27 protein-coding genes and 1 pseudogene are annotated in these 26,934 nt (G+C 69.0%); 17 read left to right on the top strand and 11 right to left on the bottom strand.

The genetic code is table 11. The annotated features are described in order from the left end of the window. Positions 1 to 32 precede the first annotated feature (32 nt). Positions 33 to 1,388, bottom strand: coding sequence for an LCP family protein (locus tag HUN58_RS15130; RefSeq protein WP_180225108.1), 1,356 nt, complete (start codon positions 1,386 to 1,388; stop codon positions 33 to 35). A gap of 186 nt (positions 1,389 to 1,574) precedes the next feature. Here HUN58_RS15130 and HUN58_RS15125 point away from each other — a divergent pair, with 186 nt between their 5' ends. Next, entirely contained in the window at positions 1,575 to 4,892 is a 3,318-nt protein-coding gene (locus tag HUN58_RS15125) for a DEAD/DEAH box helicase (RefSeq protein WP_180225107.1), read from the top strand. Between the two features lie 136 nt (positions 4,893 to 5,028). On the opposite strand, the gene HUN58_RS15120 is transcribed toward HUN58_RS15125, so the two are convergent. After that, the gene (locus HUN58_RS15120) at positions 5,029 to 5,808 is read right to left on the bottom strand and encodes an aldo/keto reductase (RefSeq protein WP_180225106.1); all 780 of its coding nucleotides are present in this window, start codon (positions 5,806 to 5,808) and stop codon (positions 5,029 to 5,031) included. 102 nt (positions 5,809 to 5,910) lie between these two features. On the opposite strand from HUN58_RS15120, the gene HUN58_RS15115 reads away from it, so the two are divergent. From HUN58_RS15115 to HUN58_RS15100, 4 genes are all read left to right on the top strand, one after another. After that, on the top strand, positions 5,911 to 6,699 hold the full coding sequence (locus HUN58_RS15115; RefSeq protein ID WP_180225105.1) for an HNH endonuclease family protein: 789 nt from the start codon (positions 5,911 to 5,913) through the stop codon (positions 6,697 to 6,699). A gap of 91 nt (positions 6,700 to 6,790) precedes the next feature. Next, positions 6,791 to 7,585, top strand: a complete 795-nt coding sequence (locus HUN58_RS15110) for a glucose 1-dehydrogenase (protein WP_180225104.1) — start codon at positions 6,791 to 6,793, stop codon at positions 7,583 to 7,585. A 93-nt stretch (positions 7,586 to 7,678) separates the two neighbouring features. Further along, on the top strand, positions 7,679 to 8,344 hold the full coding sequence (locus tag HUN58_RS15105) for a GPP34 family phosphoprotein (RefSeq protein ID WP_180225103.1): 666 nt from the start codon (positions 7,679 to 7,681) through the stop codon (positions 8,342 to 8,344). Positions 8,345 to 8,405: 61 nt separating this feature from the next. After that, the gene (locus tag HUN58_RS15100; RefSeq protein ID WP_180225102.1) at positions 8,406 to 8,840 is read left to right on the top strand and encodes an SseB family protein; all 435 of its coding nucleotides are present in this window, start codon (positions 8,406 to 8,408) and stop codon (positions 8,838 to 8,840) included. Positions 8,841 to 8,890: 50 nt separating this feature from the next. Here HUN58_RS15100 and HUN58_RS15095 read toward each other — a convergent pair whose 3' ends face one another. Further along, a complete protein-coding gene (locus HUN58_RS15095) occupies positions 8,891 to 12,412 on the bottom strand; it encodes a TM0106 family RecB-like putative nuclease (RefSeq protein ID WP_180225101.1) in 3,522 nt (1,173 codons plus the stop codon). A gap of 114 nt (positions 12,413 to 12,526) precedes the next feature. Here HUN58_RS15095 and HUN58_RS15090 point away from each other — a divergent pair, with 114 nt between their 5' ends. The 5 genes from HUN58_RS15090 to HUN58_RS15070 all read left to right on the top strand — a co-directional run bounded on the left by HUN58_RS15090 (position 12,527) and on the right by HUN58_RS15070 (position 15,944). Beyond that, entirely contained in the window at positions 12,527 to 12,781 is a 255-nt protein-coding gene (locus HUN58_RS15090) for a hypothetical protein (protein ID WP_180225100.1), read from the top strand. A 17-nt stretch (positions 12,782 to 12,798) separates the two neighbouring features. Beyond that, a complete protein-coding gene (locus HUN58_RS15085; protein WP_180225099.1) occupies positions 12,799 to 13,557 on the top strand; it encodes an ABC transporter ATP-binding protein in 759 nt (252 codons plus the stop codon). Between the two features lie 70 nt (positions 13,558 to 13,627). Continuing rightward, positions 13,628 to 13,828 (top strand): hypothetical protein, encoded by a 201-nt coding sequence (locus HUN58_RS15080; RefSeq protein WP_208745577.1) that lies wholly within the window; start codon positions 13,628 to 13,630, stop codon positions 13,826 to 13,828. Then, positions 13,825 to 15,279 carry a hypothetical protein gene (locus HUN58_RS15075; RefSeq protein WP_180225098.1) on the top strand — a complete coding sequence of 485 codons (1,455 nt, stop codon included), beginning with the start codon at positions 13,825 to 13,827 and terminating at the stop codon, positions 15,277 to 15,279. The genes HUN58_RS15080 and HUN58_RS15075 overlap by 4 nt, the downstream gene beginning before the upstream one ends. Before the next feature lie 5 nt (positions 15,280 to 15,284). Further along, positions 15,285 to 15,944 (top strand): hypothetical protein, encoded by a 660-nt coding sequence (locus tag HUN58_RS15070; protein WP_152999492.1) that lies wholly within the window; start codon positions 15,285 to 15,287, stop codon positions 15,942 to 15,944. Positions 15,945 to 15,953: 9 nt separating this feature from the next. Here the strand turns inward: HUN58_RS15070 and HUN58_RS15065 are convergent, their stop codons facing one another. Next, entirely contained in the window at positions 15,954 to 16,175 is a 222-nt protein-coding gene (locus HUN58_RS15065; RefSeq protein WP_254631510.1) for a DUF1653 domain-containing protein, read from the bottom strand. Positions 16,176 to 16,459: 284 nt separating this feature from the next. Between HUN58_RS15065 and HUN58_RS15060 the strand changes: the two genes are divergently transcribed. From HUN58_RS15060 to HUN58_RS15040, 5 genes are all read left to right on the top strand, one after another. Next, positions 16,460 to 16,747 (top strand): very short patch repair endonuclease, encoded by a 288-nt coding sequence (locus HUN58_RS15060; RefSeq protein WP_217488541.1) that lies wholly within the window; start codon positions 16,460 to 16,462, stop codon positions 16,745 to 16,747. Next, positions 16,744 to 17,265: a hypothetical protein gene (locus HUN58_RS15055; RefSeq protein ID WP_180225097.1), complete on the top strand. Its 522-nt coding sequence runs from the start codon at positions 16,744 to 16,746 to the stop codon at positions 17,263 to 17,265. Before HUN58_RS15060 ends, HUN58_RS15055 begins: the two co-directional genes overlap by 4 nt. 65 nt (positions 17,266 to 17,330) lie before the next feature. Beyond that, positions 17,331 to 17,780, top strand: a complete 450-nt coding sequence (locus tag HUN58_RS15050) for a thioredoxin family protein (RefSeq protein ID WP_180225096.1) — start codon at positions 17,331 to 17,333, stop codon at positions 17,778 to 17,780. Then, positions 17,777 to 18,256, top strand: a complete 480-nt coding sequence (locus tag HUN58_RS15045; protein WP_180225095.1) for a DUF4395 domain-containing protein — start codon at positions 17,777 to 17,779, stop codon at positions 18,254 to 18,256. The genes HUN58_RS15050 and HUN58_RS15045 overlap by 4 nt, the downstream gene beginning before the upstream one ends. Before the next feature lie 129 nt (positions 18,257 to 18,385). Continuing rightward, positions 18,386 to 19,000, top strand: a complete 615-nt coding sequence (locus HUN58_RS15040) for a TMEM175 family protein (RefSeq protein WP_180225094.1) — start codon at positions 18,386 to 18,388, stop codon at positions 18,998 to 19,000. A gap of 82 nt (positions 19,001 to 19,082) precedes the next feature. Here HUN58_RS15040 and HUN58_RS15035 read toward each other — a convergent pair whose 3' ends face one another. After that, positions 19,083 to 20,024 (bottom strand): ADP-ribosylglycohydrolase family protein, encoded by a 942-nt coding sequence (locus HUN58_RS15035; RefSeq protein WP_180225093.1) that lies wholly within the window; start codon positions 20,022 to 20,024, stop codon positions 19,083 to 19,085. 88 nt (positions 20,025 to 20,112) lie between these two features. On the opposite strand from HUN58_RS15035, the gene HUN58_RS15030 reads away from it, so the two are divergent. Continuing rightward, positions 20,113 to 20,778: an NUDIX domain-containing protein gene (locus HUN58_RS15030; protein WP_208745576.1), complete on the top strand. Its 666-nt coding sequence runs from the start codon at positions 20,113 to 20,115 to the stop codon at positions 20,776 to 20,778. Between the two features lie 97 nt (positions 20,779 to 20,875). Here the strand turns inward: HUN58_RS15030 and HUN58_RS15025 are convergent, their stop codons facing one another. From HUN58_RS15025 to HUN58_RS21080, 3 genes and pseudogenes are all read right to left on the bottom strand, one after another. Beyond that, a complete protein-coding gene (locus HUN58_RS15025; protein WP_208745575.1) occupies positions 20,876 to 22,699 on the bottom strand; it encodes an ATP-binding protein in 1,824 nt (607 codons plus the stop codon). Between the two features lie 216 nt (positions 22,700 to 22,915). Beyond that, positions 22,916 to 23,788, bottom strand: coding sequence for a hypothetical protein (locus HUN58_RS15020; RefSeq protein WP_254631509.1), 873 nt, complete (start codon positions 23,786 to 23,788; stop codon positions 22,916 to 22,918). Positions 23,789 to 23,827: 39 nt separating this feature from the next. Continuing rightward, positions 23,828 to 24,121: pseudogene (locus HUN58_RS21080) on the bottom strand (DUF4236 domain-containing protein); the annotation flags it as partial. A 1-nt stretch (position 24,122) separates the two neighbouring features. On the opposite strand from HUN58_RS21080, the gene HUN58_RS20290 reads away from it, so the two are divergent. Beyond that, complete coding sequence (locus tag HUN58_RS20290; RefSeq protein ID WP_217488540.1) at positions 24,123 to 24,950, top strand: G5 domain-containing protein; 828 nt, start codon at positions 24,123 to 24,125, stop codon at positions 24,948 to 24,950. A 374-nt stretch (positions 24,951 to 25,324) separates the two neighbouring features. On the opposite strand, the gene HUN58_RS15010 is transcribed toward HUN58_RS20290, so the two are convergent. The 3 genes from HUN58_RS15010 to HUN58_RS15000 form a co-directional block, all read right to left on the bottom strand. Next, positions 25,325 to 25,591, bottom strand: a complete 267-nt coding sequence (locus tag HUN58_RS15010; protein ID WP_180225840.1) for a hypothetical protein — start codon at positions 25,589 to 25,591, stop codon at positions 25,325 to 25,327. A gap of 78 nt (positions 25,592 to 25,669) precedes the next feature. Then, positions 25,670 to 26,314: a hypothetical protein gene (locus HUN58_RS15005; RefSeq protein WP_180225841.1), complete on the bottom strand. Its 645-nt coding sequence runs from the start codon at positions 26,312 to 26,314 to the stop codon at positions 25,670 to 25,672. After that, on the bottom strand, positions 26,311 to 26,934 hold a 624-nt coding region (locus tag HUN58_RS15000), incomplete at its 5' end, for a tyrosine-type recombinase/integrase (RefSeq protein WP_208745738.1). The genes HUN58_RS15005 and HUN58_RS15000, both read right to left, overlap by 4 nt.

Below are 26,934 nucleotides of genomic sequence, written 5' to 3'. Positions count from 1 at the left end.
GGCCGTTCCTGATCGGACCATCAGCGGACGCCTCAGTTCACGCAGGGGATGCCGCCGGACGCCAGCGGCTGCGCGGCGCTCGTGGTCGTCGTCGAGGGGACCCCTGACGTGGTCGGCGCGCCCTGGGCCGCCCCGGCGCCCTGCCCGGCGGCGCCCCCCGTGCCGTCGGTGCCCTGTGCAGCTCCGGTGCTCGGTGTGGTCGCGGTGCTCGGCGTGGTCGACTGCGTCGCCGCCGGGTGGTCGGACGCCGCGATGAGCGCCGCCGTCGTGGACCGGACCTGCGCGAGGTCGACGATGTTCACGTCCTGCCCGTCCTCGACCCCGTACCGGACGATCGGCAGCGTCTGGAACGTGATCCCGCCTCCGGCGAAGCGCTGCGCGTCCCCCGCGAACGACAGCAGGTCGAACCCGGAGTCGAGGGCGATGTCCTGCTTCGCGGTGTCGATCAGGTGCTGCACGAGCGGGAAGTTCGTCAGCACGTCCTCGTGACGGAGCTTGTAGGCAAGGGCGACGATGAACGCCTGCTCGCGGCGCTCCCGGTCCAGGTCGGTCAGCTCGACGCCCGACCCGCTCGTGTCCCGCCGCTGCCGCACGAACGACAGCGCCTGCGAGGCGTCGAGCGACTGCAGCCCCTTGTGGAAGTCCGCCCCGGAGTAGGTGTCGGACGTCGTCTCGTTCAGGCAGACCTGGATCGGCTGCACGGCCTGGGCGATGTCGTAGAACGCCGCCATCGTGACCTCGATGAAGTGGTTGATCGGCACGCCGCCCAGGAACTGCGACACCGTCGTGATCTCCTCCTGCCGCGCGGCCGACCGGGCCTGCTGGTACGCGTCGTCGTGCGACACCCCGGGCTCGGTGTTCACGATGTGCCGCAGTGTCTGGTCGAGCTCGTACCCGTACGCCTGCTTGATCTTCCCCTCGGCGTTCCCGTCCGGCGCCCCGGGGAGCGTCGTCCAGTCGTCACGTGGGATCGAGATGCCGACCGCGGGACCGCCGCCGGCGGGGATGTGGATGAGCATGAGGACGTTCGTGTTGTACCCGCCGTCCGAGCCGTCCCCGGCGTGCAGCGCCTGGTAGGTCGCAGCCGGCAGCACGTTGCCGTCCTCGTCCCGACGGCTGTCGAGCCCCATCACCAGGATGTTCGACTCCCCCTCGGCCTGCGGCACCGCACTGCTGCTCGCCGACGACCCGGCGACCGGCAGGTGGATGTCCGACCGGTGGATCCCGGTGTCCAGGTCGACGACCGTCCGCGCGACGGCGACCCCGCCGCCGACCAGCGCCAGGGCGGCCACGGCCGAGACCCCGAGCAGCACCCGACGTCGCAGGCGGCGTCCTGGACTCGGGGCACGGCGGTGTGCGGCGGGTCGCGGTGCGTGCTGCTGGTCCATCGGGTTCCTCCGGCTCGGTGGGTGCCCGCACTGTACGGTCGCGCCCGACAGGGAGCCGGGGACCTGCCTCGGACCGCGCCTGCGCTCCTCCACAGTCTCGGCCGTGGCCCGCGGAACCGCGCGGTTCCGCCACACCGGGCGGGCCTTCGCGGATTCGCAGTCGGTGGCGGCTGGCACGATGGTCCCGTGCCAGCCGTCCCGATGATCGACGCCGTCGACGTCATCCGCTTCGTCGGTCCGCAGACCTTCGGGCGCGGGCGCGACGTCGTGCGGGCGGGACTGGTCGAGGACGCCACCTGGCACGAGGACGACGGCACCGTCACCGCGACCGTCACCGGGTCCGCCGACGACCCGTACGAGCTCCGCGTCGAGACGACGCTCGCCCGCGGGGAATTCGTCCGCCCGGTCCGCAGCACCTGCACCTGCCCCCTCGGCGGCGACTGCAAGCACGTCGCCGCCGCGCTCCTCACCATCAACGCACGCGCGTTGGCAGCCGCCTCGGGTCCGCGACGCGTCGCACCTGTCGAGACCCCACCGGAGCCGGACTGGAGGCACGACCTCGCCCGCCTCGCCGGTGACGACCCGCAGGTGGCCGGCCCGCAGGGCACCCCGATGGGCCTGCAGTTCGAGCTGCGGGACGCGGTGCCGTCGAAACTCGCTGCCCGGGCACGCGCGGTCGGTCGGGCGCTGCCGTCCCGGGCCCGGAGCGTCCGGCTCGGTGTCCGCCCCGTCACGCGGAGCGACGCCGGCAACTGGGTGCGCGGGCAGCTCACCTGGGGCACGCTCCCCTACTCGGTCAACCGGCTCGGGCTCGCGCCGGAGCAGCACGCGTGGTTCCTGCAGTTCGCGGCGCTCCACCGCGCCGGGCAGCTCGCCGGGCTGCCGGGCGAGAGCGACTGGGTGCACCTCGACGACTTCCAGAGCCCGCTCCTGTGGCCGCTGCTCCGCCAGGCGCCGGCGCTCGGGATCGCGTTCGTGACCGGGAAGCGCGAGGGCGGTGCGGTCCTCGGCGAGCAGGCACAGGTGCTCCTCGACGCCGTCCGGTCCGAGTACGGCCTGGTGCTCGGCGCGAGCGCGGTGCTCGATGGTCGCCCTGCCCCGGACGGCGCCGCGCGCACGATCGGCGACCACGGTGTGTACGTCTTCCGCGAGAGCCCGGAGTTCCACGTCGCGCTCGCCCCGACGCCGGCCCCGGTGCCCGAGGACCAGCGGCGCATGCTCGTCGACGACGTCCGCATCACCGTGCCGCGGGCCGAGGTCGACGAGTTCCTGGCCGACTGGTCCCCCCGGCTCCGCGGCGCGCTCGGGCTCGTCAGCTCCGACGGCTCGGTCGAGCTCCCCGAGCGTCGGGCGCCCGAGCTCGTGCTCACCGCGACCTTCCAGCCCGCCCGCGCGCCGCGCACCGACGACCGCGTGCACCTGCAGTGGCGCTGGCAGGTCGACGGGCGGAAGGACCCGGTCGCGCTGCACGGCCCGCTCCCCGACCTGGCCGGGGTCCGGGCGGCCGACGACCCTTCGTCCGATGCGAACTCCGAGTCCTCCGCCGCCGGTCCGGGCGGCGGTCTCGCCTGGTTCGAGGACGGCACCATCGACGGCGCCGACGTCGCCGTCTTCGCGAACGAACTGCTCCCGGCGCTGCCCGACCACGGCGTCCGCACGGTCGTCCAGGGCGAACGGCAGGACTACGAGCGCCTGACCGGACGTCCGCACATCACGGTCACGACCATGCCGTCGGACAAGCACGACTGGTTCGACCTCGGCATCTTCGTCACCGTGAACGGCAAGCAGGTGCCCTTCACACCGCTCCTCCGCGCCCTCGCGAACCGCGACCGGCGGATGAAGCTCATCGACAACTCGTACCTGTCGTTGTCCGACCCGGCGTTCGACCGACTCAAGGAGCTCATCGAGGAAGCCCGCGACCTCGAGGAGTGGGAGCCCGACGCTCCCCTGACCGTCACGCCGCTGCAGGCCGGGCTCTGGTCGGAGTTCGACCAGCTCGCCGACGAGACCGAGCACGACGAACGCTGGCAGCGCATCGCCGCGGGGCTCCTCGACGCCACGCCGCCCGGGGACGTCCCCGTGCCGGACACCGTGCACGCCGAGCTCCGGCCCTACCAGCACGCCGGCTACGCGTGGCTGCGCTTCCTGCGCGAGCACGGCATCGGCGGGGTGCTCGCCGACGACATGGGTCTCGGCAAGACCCTGCAGGTGCTCGCGATGATCGCCGCCGCCCGCCGGGACGAGCCGGACGCGCCGCCGTTCCTCGTCGTCGCCCCGACCTCCGTCGTCGGCAACTGGGCGGACGAGGCCGCACGGTTCGTGCCGTCCCTCACGGTGACCACCGTCACGGCGACCTCGCTGAAGGACCCGGCGCGCGTGGTCAAGGCGGCCGCGGCGTCCGACGTGGTCGTGACGTCGTATGCCCTGCTCCGGCTCGACGCGGCCGAGTACCGCGAGACGCGCTGGTCGGCGCTCGTGCTCGACGAGGCGCAGTTCGTGAAGAACCCGCAGTCGCAGACCCACCGGGCGGCGGCGGAGCTCGGCGCCCCCGTGACGTTCGCGATCACCGGCACGCCGCTCGAGAACGGGCTCACGGACCTCTGGGCGCTGTTCCACGTCGCCGCTCCCGGGCTGCTGTCGTCGTGGTCGCGGTTCGGCGACGACTACGTGAAGCCCCTCGGGTCGCCGGACCTCCGCGGCGAGGCCCGGGCGGAGCTCACCGCGCGGCTCCGGCGGCGGATCCGGCCGCTCATGCTGCGCCGGACGAAGGAGAGCGTCGCCGCCGACCTGCCGCCGAAGCAGGAGCAGGTCGTCCGGGTCACCCTCGACCCCGCACACCGGGCGCTGTACGAGACGACGCTCAACCGGGAGCGGCTGAAGGTGCTCGACCTGATCGACGACCTGGCCCGCAACCGGATGATCGTCTTCCGGTCCCTCACCCTGCTCCGGATGCTCGCCCTCTCCCCCGCCCTCGTGCAGGAGACCGAGGAGCCCGTGCCCTCCGCGAAGCTCGAGCTGCTGCTCGACGAGCTCGAACAGCTCGCCGCCGAGGGCCGCCGGGCGCTGGTGTTCAGTCAGTTCACGACCTTCCTGCGGATGGTCGCCGAGGCCTTGGACGCGCGGGGCGTCGGCTACGAGTACCTCGACGGGTCCACCCGGAAGCGCCCGCAGGTCATCGAGCGCTTCCGCTCGGGCACCGCGCCGGCGTTCCTCATCTCGCTCAAGGCCGGCGGCTTCGGCCTGACCCTGACCGAGGCGGACACCGTGTTCGTGCTCGATCCGTGGTGGAACCCGGCTGCCGAGTCCCAGGCGGTCGACCGGACGCACCGCATCGGGCAGACCCGGTCCGTGAACGTGCAGCGGTTCATCGCCGAGGACACCATCGAGGAGAAGGTCCTCGCACTCGCGGCGAAGAAGGCCGAGCTGTTCGCCACGATGATCGACGACGACGCCCTGTTCGCCGACGACCTGACAGCCGACGACATCCGCTCTCTCCTCACCTGAGACATCCCGCGTCGGCCGCCGGCGCGGCGTGCTCCCGCACAACCGGAAGCACGCCGCACCGCTGCGAACCGCGGCACGGCGTGCTTCCCGTCGTGCGACGGTGCCGCCGCGACGTCAGCCGCGCACGGGCGCGAGGTCAGCGCGCGAGTGCGTCGATCCGAGCGACCTCGTCGGTGGAGAGCTCCAGGTGCACACCCTCGGCGTTCGAGCGGATGCGGTCCGGGTTCGACGACTTCGGGATCACGACGAACCCGTGCGCGACGTGCCACGCGACGATCACCTGCGCACTGTCGACGTCGTGCGCGCCGGCGATCTCGACCAGGGTCGGGTCCTGCAGGTTGCTCGCCTTGAAGGGGCTGTAGCCCTCGAGCACGACGCCGCGCTCCCGCAGCCCGTCGGCGATCGCACGGTCGAACTCGACCGGGCTCCACCGGATCTGGTTGACGGCCGGGGCGGTCCCGGTCGCGGAGACGAGCTCGTCGATCTGCGCGAGCGAGTAGTTGCTCACACCGACCGCCCGGGTCAGCCCGTCGGCCTGCGCCTGGACGACCTGCTCCCAGACGTCCGGTCGGGCCTCGCCGTTCGGCGGCCAGTGCACGAGCCACATGTCCAGGTGGTCGAGGCCGAGCTGCTCGAGGCTCTCCTCGATCGTCTGGCGCACACGGTCGGCGTTGTCCGGCGGCAGCTTCGTGGTGATGAACACGTCGTCCCGGGCGAGCCCGGACGCGGCGAGGGCCTTGCCGACGCCGCGCTGGTTCGAGTAGCCCGTCGCGGTGTCGACGTGGCGGTACCCGGCCTCGAGCGCAGCGCCCACGGCGGCGGGTGCGTCCGCGTCCGGGATCTGCCAGGTGCCGAAGCCGAGGAGCGGCATCGACCCGCCGGTGACGGGCACGGAAGGAGTGGCGTGATCGGTCATGCACCCGTGTCTACGCCGCCGTTCGTCGGTGCCGTACGGGAAGGTGGACGACGGCCCACCCGTGCCCGCGCCACGGCACCACCGCACCACCCGGAGTCCTCCATGCCGTCGAACCGACGCCGCACCCCCGTCACCCTCACGTCCCTCGTCGTCGTCCTCGTCCTGGCGGCCGGCGGCTACCTCGTGCACCGGACCGGCGGCGCGGAGCCGACCCCAGGCGCGACCGCAGCCGGCGGGACGGGCCCGAGCCGTGCCTCCAGTCCGACGACCGGGGCGACCACCCTGACCACCGCCACCGGCCCCGATCCCGGCGGTGCGCACGACCCCACCGGCACCGTGGACGCGGCGACCGCCCGCCAGCAACTCGCCGCGCTCCCCGTCAAGGGCAAGGCCCCGGCGACGGGGTACGACCGCGTCGGGGACTTCGGCACCGCCTGGCTCGACGTCGACCACAACGGCTGCGACACCCGGAACGACGTGCTCGCCCGGGACCTGACCGACGTGCAGCGCGAGGGGCCGTGCAAGGTCCTCCGCGGCGCCCTGACCTCCCCGTACACCGGGGAGCACGTCGACTTCGTGCGGGGGAACACCACCTCGACCCTCGTGCAGATCGACCACGTCGTCGCGCTCGAGAACGCCTGGCGCACCGGTGCCCAGCAGCTCAGCCAGCAGGAGCGCGAGGCCCTGGCCAACGACCCGGAGAACCTGTTCGCGGTCGACGGGCACTCGAACGCGCAGAAGCGGTCGGGCGACGCGGCGACCTGGCTGCCCGCGGCGACGGGCTTCCGCTGCACCTACGTCGCACACCAGGTCGCGTTGAAGACGAAGTACCACCTGTGGGTGGCCCCTGCCGAACACGACGCGATCGCGCGCATCCTCGATCGCTGCTGACGAACGCCCTGGACAACAGGTGTAGCCTAACTGGCGAGCTGATGCAGACGCATCGACCCTTCATCGTCGAAGACCGCAGGAGGCCTCCAGCATGACCAGCACCACCACCCGCTTCACCGACCGCGTCGTCCTCATCACCGGCGGCGGCTCCGGACTCGGCCGCGCGACCGCCGTCCGACTGGCGACCGAGGGCGCCGCGCTGTCCCTCGTCGACGTCTCCGCCGAGGGCCTCGAAGCGACGAAGACCGCCGTCCTCGACGCCGCTCCCGAGGCGCAGGTCATCACGACCGTCGCCGACGTCTCCGACGAGGCGCAGGTCGAGGCCTACGTCGCCGTGACCACCGAGCGCTTCGGCCGCATCGACGGCTTCTTCAACAACGCCGGCATCGAGGGCAAGCAGAACCCCACCGAGTCCTTCACCGCCGCCGAGTTCGACAAGGTCGTGTCGATCAACCTCCGCGGCGTGTTCCTCGGCCTCGAGAAGGTCCTCAAGGTCATGCGCGAGCAGGGCTCCGGGATGGTCGTGAACACCGCGAGCGTCGGCGGCATCCGCGGCATCGGCAACCAGTCCGGCTACGCCGCCGCCAAGCACGGCGTCGTCGGCCTGACCCGCAACTCCGCCGTCGAGTACGGCCAGTACGGCATCCGCATCAACGCGATCGCCCCCGGCGCCATCTGGACGCCGATGGTCGAGAACTCGATGAAGCAGATCGACGCCGAGAACCCCCGCAAGGCCGCCGAGGAGTTCATCCAGGTCAACCCGACCAAGCGCTACGGCGAGGCCCCCGAGATCGCCTCGGTCGTCGCCTTCCTGCTCTCCGACGACGCCAGCTACGTCAACGCGACGGTCGTCCCGATCGACGGCGGGCAGTCGGCCAAGTACTGAAGCTGCCCCTCCGGCAGCCGGCGCGCGCCCGTCTGCGCCGACTGCCGGCCGGGAGGCACGACACACCACCGCCCCGTGTGGCACGCTGCGAGCATGGCCGAGTTGCTGACGATCCCCCAGGTGTTCGCGCTGCTGCAGATCGCGCCGGACGGTCGGGCCCGTGCGACCGTGACGCGCACGCAGCTCGGGACCGCCGGGGGCGTCCTCGCCGACCTCGCCCTGCGCGGCGCGATCGCCCTGTCGAAGGACCGGGTCGTGATCGCGTCGGGGACACCGACCGGCAACCAGGTCCTCGACACCGCGCTGGCATGGATCGCCTCCGAGTCGCCGAAGCCCGCGAAGTGGTGGGTCCGCCAGCTCGGCAAGCGGACCCTGCACGACGGGGTGGTCGCCCAGCTGGTGCAGCGCGGCGTGCTCACCGAGGAGCAGCACCGCACCTTGCTGGTCTTCACCACGACCCGGCACCCCGAGCGCGACGGCCTGCCGAGACTCCAGGTGCGCCAGGCGATCGACGAGGTCCTGGCCGGTCGAGCAGCCCCGTCCTCCTACGTCGCGGCGGTCATCGGCCTGCTCGACGCCACGGACACGCTCCGCTCGGAGTTCGGTCGGGTCGACAAGCGCTTCCTCCGCTCGGTCGTGCAAGGCGACTGGGTCGCACCCGCGGTCCGTCAGGTGCTCGCCGACGTCAACGCATCGGCGGCCATGACGGCTGGGGTCCTCGCTTCGAGCACCGCGGCGACGACAGCGGGGAGCAACTGAGCTCGCGCCGTTCCCCGGTCCGCTGGCCGGGTTGGTCACCGCGGCGTGACAGCATGGCCGGATGAGCACGAACGAGACGGACGGGTCGGCCTTCGGTCGGGGCGTCGACAAGACCCCGCCCACCGCAGCCGCCGAGCTCCGCCGTCGGATGGCGACATCGCCCGCGGGGTTCCTGCGCAGCGCGGCCTGGGTGCCGTGGAAGCCCGAGGGCGCCCCGGAGGGCGGCAGCATCGCGCACGTGATCATCCGGGACCTGCCGTTCGTGCCGGTGTTCACCGACCCCGAGGAGCTCGCCGCCGGGCTGCCCGACACCGAGGGCCGCCCGGTCCCGATGTCCGAGCTCGTGGCCGCGCTCCCGGAGGAGTTCGGCATCGTGGTCGACCCGACGAGCGCCGAAGCGGCGAACTTCCTGCACGCCGAGGTCCTGGCGAACATGCGCGAGCAGATGCGTGGGGGTGTGCCGACCGAGGACGGAGCCGGCACCGACGAGGCCTGACCCGCCCGCGGCTCGGGAGCAACGCGCCCCGGGTCCGCTGACCAGGTCGGTCAGGTGCGGGCCGGAACCGGGTCCTCCCGCTGCGACCGCGGCTCGACGAGCTCGATGAACCGGGAGAGCAGGGACAGCCCGGCGATCGACGGCGGCAGCCCGGTGGTCAGCGCGGGTGAGTGCACGAGGTACGCCGCCCACTTCGCCCGGGACAGCGCCACGTTCAGCCGGTTCGGCATGAGCAGGAAGTCCAGCCCCCGCGGGATGTCCGCCGCGCTCGAGGCCGCGAGCGATGTGATCGACACCACGGCCTCGCGTCCCTGGAACATGTCCACGGTGCCGACCTGCGTCGCGCGGAGCCCGGCGGCGTCGAGTGCCTCGCGGATCACGGCACCCTGCGCGTTGTAGGGCGCGACGACGATGACATCCTCGTCGGTGAGCACGCGCGAGGTGTCCCCGTCGGTCCAGGTCCGACCGACGACGTCCCGGGCGAGGGCCACGACCCGCTCGGCCTCCTCGACCGAGGACGTCGTGTTCCCGGCGTGCACGACCGACACGGGGTGGACACCAGGGTCGATGCCGTCGAGGTGCCGGCCGGACACCATCGACGCCAGCTGCCCGTCGTACGACAGACCGGACACCGCGACGGTCAGCGCGGGCTCCATCCGGCGAGTGCGGGCGAGGAAGTAGCCGAACTCCGCGGGCAGCACGTGCTCCCCGTCGGCGAGCCAGCCGAGCGCCGACTGGTCGACCGGCTCCGGGTGCGACCCCTGGGAGACCTGCGGCAGCTGCTGCGGGTCGCCGAGCAGGAGCAGGCGGGTCGCGGCGATCGAGGACGCGATGGTCGGGGCGAGCGAGAACTGCCCGGCCTCGTCGACGACGAGCAGGTCGAGGGAGCGCCGCGGGATCGTGCCCTCGTTCGCGAACGTCCACGCGGTCCCGCCGACGACGCCCCCGGTGCCGGTCTGTGCGCACGAGGACAGGAACGCTGCGACGGCGGCGTTGTTCTTCACGGGGGTCCACGCGGCGGATTCGAGCTCGTCCTCGGTCGCGCCGGACTTCGGGACCTTCACGACCCGGTCGGCGGTCACTCCGGCACCCACGACGGACGCGAGGAAGTTCTCCGACGTCGCGTGCGACTGCCCGACGACCCCGACGCGCCAGCCGTGCTCGCGGACGAGTCGGGCGACGACGTTCGAGCCGACGTATGTCTTGCCGGTGCCCGGGGGGCCCTGGATCGCGAGGTACGACCGGTCGAGGCCGAGCAACGTCGCGACCACGGCGGACACGGTGTCGTCGCCCTGCACGGCGGCGAGCGCTCCCCGCGGCGGGACCCGACGGAGCAGGTCCAGAGCGGGGTCGGGCAGCATCGCCGGGAGCGCGTCGAGCACCTCCTGCCCCCACTCGGCGATCGCCTCGGGCTGGGGCTTCGCACGGGGCGGGGCCGCGGGGGCGAGCGCGACCGGGAACTCGGCGTGCGGCTCCCCGCCACCGACCGGCAGGCTCTCCTTGACCAGCACCTCGAACGCCTCGCCGTTCTCGGACGCGTCGAGCACGACCGCGCGAGCCGACGCACCCTTCGACCCGGGGGCCGGAGCGGTGACCGACAGCGGGAGCGGGTCGTCGTAGACGAGGTGGGGCGTGCCTCCAGGCCGGATCCGCGAGCCGGGCGCGAGCGTCCCCGACAACCGGATCTCCCGCGACTGCGAGCGGGCACGCGGCAGCGTGCCCCAGTCGCGCTCGACCGACGCCCGCTCGACCACCAGGACGTCCCGCGTGTCCGCCCAGTCGTCGACGGGGTTCCGGAGGCGGTCGAAGTGGTCCTGCCAGAAGGTCTTCGCCTCGCGGCGGTGGTAGTCGATCGCGGCGGCGGCGAGCGCCAGCGCGGTCTGGTCGGCGTCGCGGTCGAGGGGGTCGACGTCCGCCAGCTCCGCGGCGAGCGCCGTGTAGACGGGGTTCGGTTCGCGCTCGACCGGGATCGGCGGCAGGAGTTCCTCGGGCTGCACCGGCGCAGCGGGCGCTGCCTGCCGCAGCGACAGGAGCCAGTCCCGCAGCCGCAGCGTCGAACGGCAGTCGTAGGCGTTGTAGTCCGCGACCTCGTCGAGCATGTGCTGCCCCGCGGCCGGGTCGCCGTTCCGGAGCTCCTCGATCGCGTCGACGTAGGCGGTGATGCTGTCCGCGGCGTTCGTGACGTCGCTCAGCCGCAGGTCGTCGCCCATGTAGAGCGGCTCGAGCTTCTTGATCGAGTAGCTGTGGCTCCCGACCACCAGGGCCTTGCGGACGATCGGGTACAGGTCGACGAGGACCCCCGCGCGGAGCAGGTCGTCGACGACGTCCTCGCCGACGCCGTGCCGGGCGGCGAGGGAGAGCAGGTGCGTCCGCTCGTAGGCCGCGTAGTGGTAGACGTGCATGCCCGGGTGCTGCTCGCGGCGCTCCTGCACGAACGCGAGGAAGTCAACCAGCGCCTGCCGCTCGTCGCGGATCGTGTGCGCCCAGAACGCCGTGAACGCGGCTCGGTCGTCGACCAGGCCGAACAGGTAGTCGAGTCCCCAGTGCACGCCGTCCTCGGTGTGCAGGGGGTCGCCCTCGAAGTCGAAGAACACGTCGCCCGCGTCGGGTGCAGGGATCGCGTCGAGCGCGCGCGGGTCGAGGACCTCGAAGCGCGGCTTGGTCGCGTGGCCGGTTCCGCGGTGCGCGTGCTGTTCGGCTTCACTCTCGGTCTGGAGGCGCGCCTGACGAACCAGCCGATCCTGCGTCGACCGCGACAGGCCTGGCACCGCCGCGGTGCGGTCCGCCAGGTCGTCGATCGTCCGCACCCCCTGCCGGATCAGCTTCGAGCGCTGGTCGAGGCGCATCCCGGCGACGAGGACCAGGTCGCGGTGCTGCTGCACCTGGCTTTGGCAGATGGTGCAGCGCCCGCAGCTGGAGTAGCGCGGGTCGCCCCAGCGCAGCTCATCGTGTTCCGCCATCCGCTCGGCGATGACCCGCTCGAGTTCGGTGCGCTGCGTCCGGTAGACCGGGGCGATGTCGCCGAGGTCGTGCGTCGTCGTCGTCCGATCGCCGAGGACGAGGTGCACCTGGCGGCCCGTCGGGATGCCGTGCGCCTGCATCCGTTCCGCGTAGGCGGCGAGCTGGAGCAGGGCGCTGATCTTCGCGTGCCGGGCGAGCTTGGTGTCGTAGACCTCGTACTCACCCGCTTCGTTCCGGACGATGAAGTCCGCGAAGCCGATGAAGCCAGGGCGGTCAGGGGTCGGCGGCTCGAAGAAGGTCGGCTGGTAGAGCACGTCGGCGCCTTTGTCGAAGGCGTCCAACGCTTGTCGCGCTGCTGTCTCGTAGTCACGCGGAGCGGGTCGGTCGAACTCCAAGACGTCCCGGGTCTGCTTGAGGATGTCGAGGTAGTCGAGCTCGTGCTGGTCACCCAGGCGTGCGGTGCGCTCGAGCATGTCGTCGTGCTCGTCGGGCAGGGGTCCACCGCGACCGAGCTTGGCGTCGAGCCGGCGGAGGAACGCCCACTCGCAGGACGCCCACGTGCTGAGGTCGCTCGGGCTGAGCAGGACCTGCTCGTCGACGCCGATCTGCATGCGCTCCCCCGTCTCGTCTGGTGCGCTGACGAGCCTAGGGGCGGCCGCCGACAAACTTTCTGGACCGGAATACCACGTGTGCTACGTTAACGAACAAACAGAAAGGGAGGATTCATGTCGAATCTCGTGCTCGGTGGGACGGTCCACGCGCAAGGCATGGTCGTCGGTGGCATTGAGGCTGCGCGACAGCGCATGGCACTGAAGCAGGACCGTGTGGTCGTGCTCGTCATCATCGCGATCGCTTTGCTCATAGCGGCCGGCTTGGTGACCGCATGGTGGATCACTTGCCAGAACAAAGGGATGTACCCAGCGATGGACATGCCGAGCTTCAGCACCGGGGGCACCTGGAAGGTCTACTGCCGAAAGTGAGTGTCAACGAGGGCTCCGTGGACCCAGTCCTCGAGGTGACCGAGATCACGAAGGCGTTCGGCCGTCGGCTGGCCTTGAGCGACTTCTCGCTCTCTCTGTCCCCAGGCAGTGTTCACGGGCTCCTCGGCTCCAACGGTTCGGGCAAGAGCACCGCACTGCATGTGATCACCGGGATCATCGACGCAGACAAAGGGGTCGTACTGCACGATGGAGAGCCTGTCAGCCGAGCGGCCTCTCGCCGACGATTCGGCCTCGCCCCCGACGATCTTCCTCTGCCACAATCACTGACCGGCCGAGAATACCTTCGCCTCCACGACTCCCTGCGACGACGTGACGATTCGGCCCGTGCACAAGAATTTGCTCACGTTCTCGACCTTCGCTGGGCGCTCAATCAACCAATGTCGTCGTACTCGCACGGGATGAAACGCAAGGTGCAGCTCATCTGCGCCCTCATGCACAGCCCTTCCCTCCTCATCCTCGACGAGCCTTTCCGTGGTCTCGATCCAGACACGAGCGAGGTACTTCGCACCTGTATCACGCTCTTCACCGCCCGCGGGGGCGCAGTCCTGATGGCCACGCATGATCTGCTTCGGGCCGAGGCGCACTGCGGAGCCGTCACCATGCTCCACTCGGGCAAGACAGTGGTACAAGGCAGCACTCATGAGATCGTTACTGAGTACGGCTCCCTCGGGCTGTGTTTCTCAGAGAGGACGAAGACCGCGTCGACACTCGCGGCTCGCGACCTGCGCCTCGGCGCGTTGTTCGACCCACGATGAACGGAAAACAATGAAAACGACATCGAGAGTATCCCTGGGCCTTGTCCTCGGGTTGACCGTTGCATTTCTTTTGATCATCGCGACCATTGCGCTCTCAGCGCTGACGAGCGCCACCACCGCGATTCCAATGGTCTTCTCTGCCACTGTTGGGGAGGAGAACGGCCTACCTTCAATCGAGTTCGTTCCGAACGGCTTCGGTCTGGCTGTCATCGTCATCGTCGTCGCTGTCGCCTACACCCTCGCCGGGCGATCTCGACGGCGAAGTCGATGAGACAGATCGGAACGGTAGCGCGCGCTACCGGCTTGATGTGGCTGTCCGAGCTCGCCGGTGCATTCGACGTCTCACGTCGCCGGGTGATCGTCAGCGCCGTGACGGTCGGTGCGGGGGCCCTCGCACTTGGAACGACTCTCGGCATCACGACGATCTCCTCGTTGCACGGGGACATCCCGAAGAGCGTCGCACGACTCATGATCGAAACTGCTACCTCCGGTTCACTCCTGAGTACCGCGCTGGTAGCAGTGATCCTCGCGCTCACATGTCCTGCGCGTTCGTCCCTAGATCATCTCCTTTGCCTATTGCCGGTGACCAGCAGCGCCCGGTCAATCGGCACATCGATCCCGATAACCGGCATCGCAGCGATCGGCGCTGTGGCACTCAGCATGCCCACGGTGCTGCTGGTGTTCCGCATCTTGACCGCAGTCGAGTCCGCACGATTCTTACTCGCCTTCTTCATCGCCATGGCCGTCGTGCTGGCTCTCGCACACAGCGTTCTGCACGTCACCGCGCGCGTGTGCCGCGGACTACTTCGAATGCCCGGCGCGGTCGCTTCATCGGTGAGTGGCGCGATCACCATCGGCGCGGCACTGGCAACCTTCGGCCCTGGGGTCATCTCTCCCCTGTCGTTGTCGGGCCCGGGGCAGAGCCTGACGCTCGCACGACTCACCACTGACGTCGCGGTCGCCCCCGAATCTCCCCTCACCTGGCTCTCGCTGGTCGCGGTACCTGCTGTCGCTGTGGCCATCCTGTGGGCATCCGCCCGTCTGCCCACGGTCAAGACATCCCCTCCAGGTCGCGCCCTATTTCCGTCGAACAGACTTGTCGGCGGAGCGTCCGGAACGATGATCGTTCATCTGCTGATCACAATCCGAGCACCCCAGAGCTTCCTTGCGATCGCGGGGGCGCTGTGCCTCTTGTTCTCCGCGGCGTGGACGTTCCCTTCATCGCTGCCGACCGAACTCCGAGACAGTCTCGCGGCTGCAGCGCCCACAGCGGGCTGCGCGCTCATCTTGTTCGCCCCTGGACGCGTGCTCCCGTTGAACTGGCTCGGACCGCCCCTCGGAAGGACCCGGGGTTGGTGGGTACTGCCCACCTCTCTCGCCCATGCCGGCACTGCAGCCGTCGTCTTCACCTCACTGACAGGCCTGGCTCAGGCGCTTGGGATAGTCCGCTCTGAAGACGTCGTCAGCATGGCCTTCCGTGGCGCTCTTCTGTTCAGCGCGGCGGCAGTCGCGGGCGTCCTCGTCCCGTGGAGTGACGCACAGCCGCTGTCCGGAAGCGTCGGTCTCGTCGTGACGACCGTGATCACCCTGACGGCGAGCACGCTGATCTTGTGGCTCAGCGAAACCTCCGAGCAACTTGCACGCCTCGTCAGCGTCGTCCTCACGTCGCTCTTCCTCGCCTCCTCCGCGCTGACAAGTCAGCGTCTGACACGATCACGGTGAGCCCGATGAGGCTGCCATCCTGCTGCAACGCAGTGTCCGGCGGTATCGAATGTCGCGAGTTCTCGGTAACGGTACCCATGCAAACGACGGCACAGCGTGCAGCGGCTCTCGAGAACGCGTTCCTCGTCGAGCGGGAACGAAAGCTGTTCCGCGGGCTACGAGGTCGGCCGATCGCAGCAGTGGGCTCAGCGGCAGAGCTCAGATGCTACTTCCTTCTCGCCGCCCTCCTTGTTCTTTCCGCCTCGGGCCCTCTGACACTCGCCGCCTCCTTTGCGTTGGCAACAGCCGCAACCTCGATCACGCTTGCTCCGCTCGTCATCGTTGTTGCTCTCGTCGCGACCAATCTCTGTCACGAGCTCGGTCATCTCGCCGCGCTCGCGGTTGTCTCCCCGACCCGACCTCATGTTCACCTTGTCGCTCGACTCGGCTTCGCCCACATCGTGCGTTCACGGCTTGCTCCGGTCCCGGACATCATCGTCATCGTCTCCGGTCCGTGCTGTGTTGCCATCGGATGTCTGGCGCTGATGCCCTTCGCGCCACACCCACTAGTGATCATCGTGTTGACGGCGATCGGGGCGGCTCATCTCGTGACGCTCCTGCTTCCCACCGGGGACGGAGCGAATCTCCGGGATGCGCTCATCGAAATCGCGCGCAAACGCCCCTGAGCGAGGCCGTCAGCACCCATCCACCTTCATGAATCGCGGCCCGTCGTAACCGTCGCGGGACACGTGCGCGGTGAAGTCCGCGAGGGACCGGACCCAGTGTCCGCATTCGCCGTAGAGCGCCTGGTAGACGACCACCGGCTCCTCGGTCTCGACGTCCCGCGCGACGAGGACCACCTCGTACTCGCCGCCCTTGAAGTGGCGGTACCGACCGGGGGTCACGTCGCTGCTCACCGGGCCGATGCTATCGGCGCGCGGTGCAGGAGCCGGGTCGTCCACAGATCAACGGTGGCCCGTCAGCCCGTCCGATCCCAGATGGAACGCTGAGGCAATGGACCGCTGGGAGGCCGACGACGCCCGCCGCCGCCACATGGCCCGGTTCGGCCGGCGGGACACCGCGCCCGAGCTCGCCGTCCGCCGTGAGCTCCACCTCCGAGGCCGCCGGTTCTTCGTCGACCGCCCGGTGAGCTCCCGGTGCCGGGTCCGCCCCGACCTCGTCTTCACGCGCGCGCGTCGCCGTGTTCGTCGACGGTTGCTTCTGGCACTTCTGCCCGGACCACACCCACCTGCCGAAGACCAACGCCGAACTGTGGCGCCGCAAGCTCCTCGCGAACCGGCAGCGCGACGCCCGCAACGAGGCGATCCTGGTGCGCGAGGGCTGGCGGGTCGTCCGCGCGTGGGAGCACGACGACCCGGCCGAGACCGCCGATCGCGTCGAGGAAGTCCTCGACCAGTGGCACGCCATCGCTCGCCGGGCCGAGCACCCGCCGATCCCGGTACGGTGTCCGACGGAGGGGAATCGATGAGCGAGCAGACGAACACCTGGGGCGGTACCGAGACGACCAAGGGCAAGGGGCCCCTGTTCGTGGTCCGGCGCCCGCGTTTCCCGGGCGTCATCTTCATCGGACTCGGCGCTGTCACGGCGATCATCGGTATCCCCGGTTTCATCGTCCAGCAGCTCGCCGGCCCGGGAGCCGACGGTACGTCCTTCGGCATCATGGCCGTGCTCGGCACGCTGCTCCTGCTCTTCGGTCTCGCGCTCGGCGCCACCCGGGTAGACGTGTACGACCGTCACTACGACGTGAAGTCCGGCTTCGGCAAGCTCCTCCGCCGCGAGGTCGACGACATCCGCACGCTCCGCTACGCCACGCAGTCGAACGGCGGCGGACAGCGGTTCGTCAGCCTGACCGCGTGGAACGACCGCAAGAAGAAGCAGTTCATGATCTTCACGAACTACCGCGGCTTCCAGGAGTTCACGGCCTGGCTCGCGGAGCGCCGCCCCAAGGAGTGGGCCGAGTGCGAGCGGCTCGGCATCCCAGACTGATCCCCGCCCGTGTCACGGAGCGACACGTTCCCTCGAGCGTCACCGGTCGGGCGTAGCGTCGCCGCATGACCGTCGGAACCGCGATCGCCGTGCTCGTCGGGGTCCTCGCCCTCGCGACCGTGATCGGCCTCGTGCTGCGCCAGCGCACCGGCCGGGCCCGCACTGCCGCAACCACGACGGGCACCCCGCGCACCGACGACCTCGCCGCAGTGGAGGACTACGGCTACGCGGCGACCCTCGTCCAGTTCTCCACGCCGACCTGCGCCCGCTGCCCGGCCACTCGCCGCCAGCTCGACGCCGTCGCCGACCGCCACGAGGGCGTCCGCCGCATCGAGGTCGACCTCGCCGAACGGCCCGAGCTCGCGCGCCGCTTCGACGTCATGCAGACCCCGACGGTCCTGCTCCTGGACGCCGACCGCACCGTCCGCACCCGCTTCGGCGGGCCGCCCCGCCCCGCGGAGCTCGCCGCCGCACTCGACACCGTCCTGACCACCGGATCCCGGGAGTCCCGATGACCACCACGAACGACACCGCCCGCGGGATCGACCCGCGCTCGCCCCGCTTCGGCGCCGCGATCACGACCGTGCTCCTCGCGGCGACGATCATCCTGACCCTCGTGCCCGCCACGTGGGGCGCCGGCATCGTGCTGCTGGCCGTCATCGTCGTGTTCTTCGCGATCGGCGGCCTCGCGGGCATCCGCCGCCACCCGTACGGTGCACTGTTCCGCCGCGTCGTCCGGCCAAGGCTCGCACCGCCCGCCGAGCTCGAGGCCCCCGAGCCCCCGACCTTCGCCCAGCAGGTCGGCCTGGTCATCACGGCCCTCGCCCTCGTGCTCGCCCTGGTCGGCGTCCCCTACGCCGCACCGGTCGGCGCCGCGATCGCACTGGTCGCCGCGTTCCTCAACGCCGTCTTCGACGTCTGCATCGGCTGCCTGATGTACGTGTGGCTGGTCCGGGCGGGCGTGTTCCGCCCGCGACGCAGCGCCGCTTGACGGCCGCCGGTCCGCAGGACTACCGGCAACCGGCCTGGAGGATCGGACCACCTGCGCGACGCACGTCGCGCTGGCAGGGTGATCCGTGCCTCCAGTCCGAGCGTCCGTCAGTTCCCTAGACTCGCGATCATGAGCGCACCGGCACGGACCGAACGCGGCCTCGACCGTCTCGTGAACTTCTCCGACGCGACCGTCGCCATCGCCATCACCCTGCTGGTGCTGCCGCTGGTGGACCTGGCGGGCGAGCTGCGCGACGGCGAGAGCGTCGGCTCGCTCCTCGCCGAGCACTGGCCCGCGATCATCGCGTTCGTCGTGACGTTCTGGGTGATCTCGCGGTTCTGGACCCTGCACCACCAGGTGTTCGAGCACGTGCAGTCGTACAGCCCGAGGGTGCTGCGGCTGAACTTCGTGTGGTTGATCAGCATCGTGTTCCTGCCGTTCGCGGCGAACCTGCTCAACGCCGGGAAGGAGGACGACCGGCTGACGTACGCGCTGTACCTCGGCACGATGCTCGTGACCAGCCTGAGCCTGACCGCGATCGAATACACGCTCCGTCGCTCCCCCGAGCTGCTGTCGAGTCCGCTGCCCGACGTCCGCAAAGGCCTGATCGCCGCTGGGCTGCTCGCCCTCGCACTGGTGCTGGCCGTCCTGTTCCCCACGGTCGGCATGCTCTGGGTGCTGCTGCTCCTGCTGCAGGGAACGGTCGCGCGGCCGCTGCGGTCGGCCGAGGACCGTCGCCGCTGAGTTCGACTCCCGCCGGGCTCGCGAGGTGGGGCCGGGCCGGAGGATCCCCCCACAGCATCCTCCGACCCGGGCCCTGCCACCGCTACCGTGCCGCGAGGGCCTGCTCGCTGAGGGCGACGAGGTCGTCCGCCCGCAGGGCCGGCCACCCGTGGAGCAGCTCGCGCCACTCGGCCGGGAGCGCCGAAGCTCCGTACAGCGCTCCCGCCAGGCCCCCGGCGATCGCAGCCACGGTGTCCGTGTCGTTGCCGGTGCGGACCGCGCGGACGAGGGCGTCCTCGAGGGTCGTGCTCTTCATGACAGCGGCGTACGCGGCCTGGAGCGCGGACACGACCCAGCCGTTCGAGCCGGTGTAGTCGACCGGCTCGGCATGCTCGGCGCGGACGAGTCGCTCCGCCCAGAGCTGGCGGCGGTCGAGGTCGAGCAGCTCCAGCCCGCGGAGGATGTCGAGCTCTCCGTTCAGCACCGCGTGCCGGATCGCGACGCACCAGAGGACGCAGCCGTCGCCGGCGTCCGCCTCGAAGTGGGTCAGGTCGCTGATCGCGCGCGCAGCCTCGGCGAGCTTCGCCTCTTCACCGTCCTCGTCGCGGAGGTAGCCGAGCACCAGCGGAGCCGTGCGCATGAGCGAGCCGTTCCCGGCGGACTGGCCCTTGAAGTCGTGTTCCTGTCGGGCCGCAGCGCGACTGTGGGCGGCGGTGCGTGCCTCCAGGCCGGTGAGCACGTTGCGTGTCTGGATGCCGACGTCGGGGGCGGTCTGTGCCCACGCTGCCCAGGCGGCGACGAGGCCGTCGAGCGAGGACTCGTCGGCGGGGTCGCCGCCGCGGGCGAGGGTGCGGAGGATCGGGACGGCCATGCTCGTGTCGTCGGTCCACTCCCCCGGCGCCCAGCCGAAGGAGCCGCCGCCAGCCATGCGGATGGGTGTGGGTTCCGGCACGGCCGGCTTGAACTCGTAGCCGGCGCCGAGGGCGTCGCCCGCGGCGGAGCCGAGCACGGCGCCGATCGCGCGGTCGTGTGCGGTGGTGTTCATGAGCGCCTCCCCTGGTTTGCGCGCTTCTGCGTAAACACGATCGTGGCATGCGGTCGCGGTTTGCGCAAGCGTGCGTAAACTCGTCGTCGTGAGTGAGTACCGCGATGCTGCCGGAAAGCGCCTGGTCGACTACCCGCGACCCTCGGTAGCTGTGGACACCGCCGTGCTGACGGTGGCTGTGGAGGACGAGCTGTCCGTGCTACAGGTTCGAGACGCGGTCGACGGGGACTGGCGACTGCCGGGGACGTTCGTGCACGAGGGCGAGCGGTTGGCCGACGCCGTGCTGCGGTCGCTGCAGGCGAAGGCCGGCGTTACGGGGTTGGCGCCGGAGCAGTTGCAGGTGTTCGACGATCCGGAGCGGGACAGCCGGGGGTGGGTGATGTCGGTCGGGCACCTCGACGTGGTGCCGTTCTCGTCGCTGGCCTCAGGGCTGGGCGGGTCGCGGGTGCGGCTCGTGCCGGTCGCCGCGGCGACGGGGATGGTGCACGGGCACGACGACATCGTGGCCGTGGCGGTGACGCGGTTGCGGGCCTCGTACGAGGCGGCTCCCGATCCGTGCGGGCTCGTGGCGGAGCCGTTCACGATGACGGAGCTGCGGCGGATGCACGAAGCCGTGGCGGGACGGGCGTTGTTGCCGGACTCGTTCCGGCGGGCGATGGTGCCGATGCTCGTGGCGGCGGAGGGGAAGCGGGCGGAGGGGCCGGGGAAGCCGGCGGGGGTGTGGAGGCAGATTTCGGGTCCACACCCCCGCTGAGTCTCTTCGGACGGGCCTAGGACTCGCGCACGCCGAGTGACCTATAACCGGCTCTTATGTCAGCGATCGCGGTCCCTGCATGCCGCGGCGCACATCCTCAGCTGGACGCCATGTTCGACAGTTCGTGCAGCCAAGATCGGATCTCCTCAGTCGCCCCGATGTCGTCGATGCGATCCGCCGTCATCCTCGCGTAAGCCCGGTCCGCGAGCTTACTCTTAACGGTCTTGGGATTGAGCGGCGAACGCGTCTGATCCGCTGCGACAGCACTGGAGACGATAGCCGGCACATCGTCGCTCTCTCCAAATGCAATTTCAACACCAAGGACATCCTTGATGACGTCCGGATGCAGATAATTCTCCAACTCGCGCCGAATGGTGAGCCGAGCAGAGGACCCGTCATTTCGAGCGTTTACTTGGTCTGCAACTTGTTGATATTTTGCGACGTCGTTGTCATACAGGTGAAACTCGGGACGTCCAAACCCCTGCAAATACCGCTTGGAAACCCATTGCTGAAGAGTACCCCCGCCCAGTGGGACAAAAGCAAACCGTTTATCAACACTGAGGTCAATCAGGGTATCGTCTTCCCTGTGAAGCGCATGACTCAAGCCGCTTAGGCCCGCCACATCGTGAGGTCCCTCAACGCAGACCAGGACTCGAACACGGTCGTCGGGCAAAATACCTAGCTCTTCAGCCATGGCGTCCCACGAGGTTGCGTTCGCAGCGTTAACACGAGGACCTGCGTTCGTTGTCTTTGAAACAAACCGAAGGCTTTCCGCCGGAAGGTGGCCAGCCAAGCCAGGGCTGTGAGTCGTAAGTAGGACTTGGCACCCGTCAGCACGAGCCATCTCGCGGAACGCTTCCAGCAACACCTTCTGATTCTTGGGATGCTGGGACGTTTCGGGCTCCTCGACCGCGTAGATGACGCTTCGCTTCGAACCTTCTTCCATTTGACGCTGGGCTTCTGCCCGGAAGAAGCTGACCAGGACGAGCCGTCTAACTCCACTGCCCCGCTTGTTGATAGGAATCCCGTCGGCACCTCCGAGGGTGATACTGAAAAGACTCGCCCAACGGGGATCACTCTTGAAGTCCGGAACTAGCCCATCGGCGAGATTAGGGTCCAGCTCTCCGAGTGCAGCGTGAGTCCGGGCCGCTAGCTCAGTGGCGCGATCACGAATGGTGCCAACAACTCGCGCAAGTGCGTCCTGCACATCGGCCTCCGCAAGCGCCGAGGCGATGGCTAGCTTCATTGGGTCCTGTACTTCATTATCGGAATCGCGACTGGCTCTGTCCGATTGGAACAACGCAAAGTGGGGCAACATCGGTGCCAGCCGCTCCCAGATACGCTTAGAGTCCTCCTTGGAGACAGGCACCTCCTGTTCTATTGGTGCAAGCGATGCCCTCGATCCCCAGAGCGCTTGACGCATAGCCGGATTATTTGACTTGTTCACGGCTGCCACCTGTTCAGCGGTCAGGAATTTCGACAACCGAGATTTCAATGCAGTATTGGTCAAAAGAAGCAAATCCGACAGGCCGTCCACAGAAGGGTGTTCACATATTACAAACACCTCCTCCTTGGGCTTCCCTCCCGCGCAGGTCCACCGCTTCCTGATTTTCAGCCGTGCATCACTCGTGAGGAGATACTCGTTTGCTAGGGAGGTTTCCGCCTGTGCATCTAAGATGAGATTTATGGGCAGGTCGCTGAACGTACACGTCACTTCGAAAGCATCGGACTCCGTCGTCACATTGAGGTCCCCTACCTCAGGCTTGACTATATCACTGCCAAAGAATATAGCGAGAGCTTCCAATATTGTCGACTTACCCACATCGTTCCGCCCCACGATGGCGGTAAGGTTGGAAATAGCTACCTCTTGCTCATCGGTATAACCCCGAAAATTCTTAATCGCCACTGAATCTAAAATCATTTTTTCCCCTTTGTCTCTAGACTGAGCCTATGTCAGCTACTTCGCTACCGATGACACCCATCCGGGGTGCACTTCTCGTCGCGTTGGTGCTGCCTTGGGGTATGCCCAGCGCCACGCCTTCCGGGCGGCCGTATCCCGTAGTTCTGAGCTGGCAAGGCGTTCTACTGCGACGGATGCGTGCACGGGGCTAGAGATGGTGCAACGCTCGCAGCGACGTCACGCTTGCACGTTCAGCAGCAGGGAGCCGGCTCCATCGAGCGCTGTGGATCGCGACGACTGCACGCTCCAGGCGAGTCCGTGCGTTGTGGTGAGCTCGAGCTGTCCGTACTGGACGACGGGGAGCACCGGGTTGTTCTTGAAGCGACGATCCGGTCCGCCCTTGATGTTGACGTACTGCCAGGTCTGGTCGATGAGCTGGGTGTCCTTCGGGACCTGGCCGGGCTGTTCGACGTAGCGGGTGACGGATCGGCGCACGGCGAGGTGCCGGTAGGAGACGTCTGAGTAGTGCTTGCCGGAGCAGACCAGGAGGCGATCAGGCAGGAAGTACAGGGCGTCCTTTCCGGCCCGCAAAGTCGGGATGTCGACGTTGGTTGCGAGACCCTTGGGTTGCTCAATATTTGCCATGGCCGGCACCCTACGCACGATCGCGCCGACACCAGCGTTCGCTTTGTGTTGGTAGGTGGTCTGGACACGGCCTGACTCCACGGTGCGCCACAGCCGGTCGCTTGCAGCAGTGGCGCTCCACGCTGTAGTGAACCGGTCGAACCAGACAGCGGGAGCGTCGTCGAGGTCGTAGAGCAGGACCACGTTCTTTCGTAGTGCGTCGCGGAGGAAGAGCCACCAGCATCCCGGTACGGCGACCGCCCAAATGATGAAGCCCCAGGGCAGCAGTGCTGCTCCGAGGACGAAGGCGGTGATCGCGGCGATCCAGCCCCATCGGGGACGCCGTGCTGCTGTGTTGAGCTGCTGGACGATGTCGTCCCCACCGGTGGGACGCAGATCGAGTGCTGTGAGGCCGCTGACGTCGTTCATGTCCACAGCGGCGGTGGCCTGCAGCACCGGCGGGTGTGGCGGTGCGATGCGAGGCACTCGCGATCCTGAGGAGGACAGATACGACGTGCCCCCGGAGCCAACACGTACGTAGTTTCCCCGCGGCCCGGCGCCGACCCGAAGTCCCGGGATCCCAGCGCTGACTCCGAGTCCGGACTTCGACAGATTGAACCGAAGCGGCCCCGCCTTCACGCTTCGCCTGATCGTGATCCCCACGTTCTTATCCCGTCTCGTCGGTGTCCCATCCTGCTGACGGCCTCGTCCGCAGCGCCCGCAGCTTCGGCGCGGGGTGATTGCCACCCCTCGAATTGGGATGAGGCGATGCGGTGAGAGCTCACGCAGACTTGGGCAGTCCTCAGCAATTAGGAGCATCATGCCACCCCTCCCCGACGTCAACGAACCTGCACAAGGCGCCCCTCGGAAGAAGATCGTTCCGTCGACGTGGGTCGGATTGGTCGGCACGCTGCTGGTTGCGCTCCTTGGGCTGGCGTCGGGTGGTGTCTGGTCGATGCTGGTGATGGCTGCCTTGATGGTCCTCCTCACGGCTATCTACGGGCTGCTGTTCCGTCGCACCACCTGGCTCCGCCTCCCGCGGAAGCGCTCCGCTTCAGCCCTCGGGGCAGGACTCGCCCTGGTGGTGCTCCTCGGATCCGGATCGGCCTTCGGCGCCACACACCCGACAGCGCCGGCCTCCGCGGTCGACCCAGCACCAACCGTTTCGTCGCCTCCTGCAGCAACCAGAGCGCCACACAAAACACCGACACCGACACCGACACCGACACCGATCGTCACGACGAAGGACGTCACCGAGACGACGCCGATCCCGTTCGAGTCGACCACGGTTGAAAGCGCCACCCTCGCGCAGGGCACCTCCACCGTCACCACCACCGGCGTGAACGGCGTCCGGACAACGACGTTCCGCGTGACCTTTACGGACGGTGTTGAGACCAGCCGTCAGCAGGTCAGCGAGACGGTCACGACTCAACCCGTCGCTCAGGTCACCACGATCGGAACGTATGTCGCCCCGGCCGCACCGGCACCGGCACCGGCACCGGCACCGGCACCGGCACCGGCACCGGCACCGGCACCGGACGATGGTGGCGGAGCGACCGCACTCTGCAATGACGGGACGCTCTCCTACGCCGCCCACCACCAAGGGGCCTGCTCGCATCACGGAGGTGTCGCCAAGTTCTACAGGTGACGTTGGCCCGCTCTCCAACGGCAGCGTCCCTCCCGTCGCGCTGTCACACAACGGGTCTGATTGTCGGCGCCCGCTCCTAAGGTGTGTGTAATGCTCACATTCGTGAGTGCCAATGGCAAAGGAGCCGATCATGCGAGTCGCCACGTACCACTCAACGAACCAGTCAGACCCCGACGTCTACCACGACGACAGCAACTGCCCAGTAGGTAAGCAGATCCCGGACCGCAACAAGCGTCCTGGCACGAATAACTGGGACCGCTGCAAGCGCTGCCTCTGACGATCGGTGCGAGGCGCGAACGAGTTCGTTCGCGCCTCGCACGCGTCTCAGCCCGATCCCTGCAGAAGCTTGGCGGTCGCTTCGGTGATCAGCGAAGCTAGTGGTCGCTGTCCGCTGCTATCTGCTGCTTGCGTGGAGCAGCAGCGTGTAGCAGGTCGGCGTCGAGCGCTTGAGCGTCGTTCAAGACGGCCGCGATTCGAGTGAGCGCGACATCAACGGCGGCGTCGGTGCAGCCGAGCTCGGTGTAGGTCTCCTGCAGCGACAGCCCGTCAAATCGCGACGTCTGTCGCGCAACCACACCGAGGGTCTCCACAATCGGGCCATCTGCGGCTGCTGCACGTCGGCTCGGGATGATGCTCGTCATGGACCGTCCCGACAGGCTCACCCCGGTACGCGCCCAGCCGTAGACGTCTAACGGCAACAGCAACTGCTCCGCGCCACGCTACTCCCCCGGCAGCGGCTGCTCGCAGTCATGTCGGTCCAGATTCCCCTTGGTCGGGTCGAGCAGTCGGACGACATCGCCGCGGAACCCAGTCCAGGCCGGTCCGACGACGCGCAGCCACCGGGTCACCGCGCAGGCAGCACAGGACACCGGGTCATCGGTTGAGGGCGGGACGTGGCCGCGGATCCGGATGATGCTCGTCACCGCGACGTCTGCAGGGGTGATGGTACGGGCTTGTTCACGGGTGAGGTGGAGGACCCCGAGGAGGACGATGAGGAAGGCGTCGCGGCGGCCGCGGAGCCCGATCGGGTACCGGTACTTCGGAATCACCGCGAGCACCTCTCCGACGGCCGCCTGGTCGGGGGCTTCTGGCCGCGGCCACACCCGCGCCTCCACCACGGGGATCGGGTCCGGGAGGCCGGCTTCGAGGTGGTGTCCGCGGATCGCGCGCCGGCGGAGCCGCTGCGTCGACGCGCTGCCGGGAAACAGCGTCAGGAACTGCTCGATCGTGGCGGCCGTCGCCGGGAGCGACTCGTGACCTGCCGCCTCACACCACGCGACGAACCGACCCCAGTGCGCCTCGAGCAGCGCCTCACTGTCGGGCCCGAGTTTAAGGCCGAGTTTGGGGGAAGTTTGGGGTGTCATAGCCGCATCCGGGTGACGGCGTTGCGGACCAGGGGTGCGTATTCGCGGTCGTAGATCTGCAGGGTGGCGGCGTTGGTGTGGTGGGTCTGGTTCATGATCTCCACATCCGTGGCGCCGGCGTTGCGTGCTTCGGTGACGAACCCTGCACGGAGGGAGTGCCCAGACCAACCGTCCTCCCCAAGCCCCGCGGCGTGCGCGCGGCGAGCGACAGCCTTCCCGACCGTCGTCGGGCTGATGCCCGTGTTCCGGAACAAGCCCCACTTCGACACAGCGCGGAAGAACGGCATCGACGCCGGCAACCGATCCGACCCGAGCCCGTCCGCGCACACGTGCACGGCAAGACTCGCACCCGTGAGCGCAGCGAAGAGGCCCGTTTCCCCGCGGGCATCCTGCGCAGCCATCAGCCGGGACAGTCGCACGTAGGCGCACGGTGCGCAGGTGACCGGGTTCGCGCCCTGCTGCAGCACCTTGATCCGGCCGACGCCCTCCTGGTCGGTCTTGGACTTCCGGACACGGGCGTAGACGCCTTCGCCGTCGACGAGGCGGAGATCGGCGACGGTGAGGGCGGTGAGTTCGGACTCGCGGAACGCACCGACGAACCCGAACAGCAGCAACGCCTG

The sequence above is a fragment of the Curtobacterium sp. Csp1 genome (assembly GCF_013347185.1).
Note: the sequence above shows the minus strand (reverse complement) of the source record. Positions and strands in the feature narration are given on the sequence as shown.

What these genes read in the sequence shown, in the direction of transcription:
- HUN58_RS15130 (WP_180225108.1), bottom strand. Translation starts at nt 1,388, where the DNA reads ATGGACCAGCAGCACGCACCGCGACCCGCCGCACACCGCCGTGCCCCG.
- HUN58_RS15120 (WP_180225106.1), bottom strand. Translation starts at nt 5,808, where the DNA reads ATGACCGATCACGCCACTCCTTCCGTGCCCGTCACCGGCGGGTCGATG.
- HUN58_RS15115 (WP_180225105.1), top strand. Translation starts at nt 5,911, where the DNA reads ATGCCGTCGAACCGACGCCGCACCCCCGTCACCCTCACGTCCCTCGTC.
- HUN58_RS15110 (WP_180225104.1), top strand. Translation starts at nt 6,791, where the DNA reads ATGACCAGCACCACCACCCGCTTCACCGACCGCGTCGTCCTCATCACC.
- HUN58_RS15105 (WP_180225103.1), top strand. Translation starts at nt 7,679, where the DNA reads ATGGCCGAGTTGCTGACGATCCCCCAGGTGTTCGCGCTGCTGCAGATC.
- HUN58_RS15100 (WP_180225102.1), top strand. Translation starts at nt 8,406, where the DNA reads ATGAGCACGAACGAGACGGACGGGTCGGCCTTCGGTCGGGGCGTCGAC.
- HUN58_RS15095 (WP_180225101.1), bottom strand. Translation starts at nt 12,412, where the DNA reads ATGCAGATCGGCGTCGACGAGCAGGTCCTGCTCAGCCCGAGCGACCTC.
- HUN58_RS15090 (WP_180225100.1), top strand. Translation starts at nt 12,527, where the DNA reads ATGTCGAATCTCGTGCTCGGTGGGACGGTCCACGCGCAAGGCATGGTC.
- HUN58_RS15075 (WP_180225098.1), top strand. Translation starts at nt 13,825, where the DNA reads ATGAGACAGATCGGAACGGTAGCGCGCGCTACCGGCTTGATGTGGCTG.
- HUN58_RS15070 (WP_152999492.1), top strand. Translation starts at nt 15,285, where the DNA reads ATGAGGCTGCCATCCTGCTGCAACGCAGTGTCCGGCGGTATCGAATGT.
- HUN58_RS15055 (WP_180225097.1), top strand. Translation starts at nt 16,744, where the DNA reads ATGAGCGAGCAGACGAACACCTGGGGCGGTACCGAGACGACCAAGGGC.
- HUN58_RS15050 (WP_180225096.1), top strand. Translation starts at nt 17,331, where the DNA reads ATGACCGTCGGAACCGCGATCGCCGTGCTCGTCGGGGTCCTCGCCCTC.
- HUN58_RS15045 (WP_180225095.1), top strand. Translation starts at nt 17,777, where the DNA reads ATGACCACCACGAACGACACCGCCCGCGGGATCGACCCGCGCTCGCCC.
- HUN58_RS15040 (WP_180225094.1), top strand. Translation starts at nt 18,386, where the DNA reads ATGAGCGCACCGGCACGGACCGAACGCGGCCTCGACCGTCTCGTGAAC.
- HUN58_RS15035 (WP_180225093.1), bottom strand. Translation starts at nt 20,024, where the DNA reads ATGAACACCACCGCACACGACCGCGCGATCGGCGCCGTGCTCGGCTCC.
- HUN58_RS15025 (WP_208745575.1), bottom strand. Translation starts at nt 22,699, where the DNA reads ATGATTTTAGATTCAGTGGCGATTAAGAATTTTCGGGGTTATACCGAT.
- HUN58_RS20290 (WP_217488540.1), top strand. Translation starts at nt 24,123, where the DNA reads ATGCCACCCCTCCCCGACGTCAACGAACCTGCACAAGGCGCCCCTCGG.
- HUN58_RS15010 (WP_180225840.1), bottom strand. Translation starts at nt 25,591, where the DNA reads ATGACGAGCATCATCCCGAGCCGACGTGCAGCAGCCGCAGATGGCCCG.
- HUN58_RS15005 (WP_180225841.1), bottom strand. Translation starts at nt 26,314, where the DNA reads ATGACACCCCAAACTTCCCCCAAACTCGGCCTTAAACTCGGGCCCGAC.